The following is a 1,219-nucleotide window of genomic DNA, read 5'->3' as shown; positions in this document are numbered from 1 at the left end:
AGTATTGTCTAATTCTTCTGGCAGTGATGTAGTGCCATTAACTGGAAATATGTTGTTAGATTTTTTATCGAGGCTAGATTGTGCTATCAATGATGAGGTGAAGTCTGTTTTTGACTCTTGTTGGAGTGAAGTTTGTGTTACTTTGGAAGAAGAGTCATTGACTACTGTTAGTTGTAAAGATTTTGTTGATGTCCTAAAGATTGCTGATATTCCTCCGTTAGCATCATCGGCGATGTTAGAAGCTATGAGACTTGCAAGAAGATCTGGTTCACAATTGGGCCCTTCGTTGTCATTAGGAGAGTCTTCTGTTGCACATTCTGAATTGACTCTGATGTCTTCTGTTGGAGACTCTGGTGGTGGGTCTTCCTCTGCTCCGGTTGCAGCAAAGATACATAAGGGAAGCAGCGGTATTTCTGTTCCTGTTTATGCTCGTGATGAGGCTAGAGTTATTAGTTCTACAATTCCCTCCTCCTCTTGTATTTCACTATCTGTTCAGTGTTTTGATTTGCTAGGTGTTGAGTTACATTCTGATAGTGCTAAATTAATTGATAAGATCTTTCACGAAGTTCGTAAATTTACCAACAAATCTTTCTCGCATTCGACGATCAACTACATCTCAACGATAGTGGCTAGCGAACTTTCGTCGCTTGAGAAAGTTATTTGGTTCAAAACTTATAAGGAACTGCATCTATCTAAATTTATGTGTAAGTTCATTTGTATGTATCATTATAGGCATTATCCTAATCTTATACGTGCTCTTGATGGTATTCTAGTATCGTCAAGTTCCTCTGATAGTGGACCAGTGCCGTTGAGTGGAGCTGAGTTACTAGATTTTTTATCGAAGCTAGATTGTGCTATTCGTAAGGAAGTGGAGTCTATATTTGACTTGGAATGGAATGAAGTAGCTGATAAAGTTTTTGCCGGACTAGAAGATGGATCATTGGGCGATGTTAGTTGTGGAAATTTTATTAATGTTCTAGATGTTGTTGGTGTTCCTATAGTAGCATTTTCAATGGCTCAAAGACGCAAATATCTAAGATTTGTTATAAGTAAAAGAAAGGGGTTGGGGCGTGGTAGTGAATGTGAGGTTGATGGTACAGAGTCAAGATCTTTATTGCTGCTAAAGGGGGATTGTGATCAATCTTCTTCTAGATTTGTTAAATTGCTTCTTTATAAAGATCAACCTGGTAGTGTGTCTGCAACTAGTGCTGTCTCTACA

The 1,219-nt window shown here is 38.4% G+C and carries 1 protein-coding gene; it reads left to right on the top strand.

Features of this window, described 5'->3' with window-relative positions; genetic code table 11:
• On the top strand, positions 1-1,219 hold a 1,219-nt coding region (locus tag A6733_RS09280), incomplete at both ends, for a hypothetical protein (RefSeq protein WP_176696815.1).

It is taken from the genome of Candidatus Ichthyocystis sparus, from assembly GCF_900078745.1.
GTDB lineage: Bacteria > Pseudomonadota > Gammaproteobacteria > Burkholderiales > 2013Ark19i > Ichthyocystis > Ichthyocystis sparus.
The sequence above is the reverse complement of the archived record's forward strand: the minus strand, read 5'-3'. Positions and strand labels throughout refer to the sequence as shown.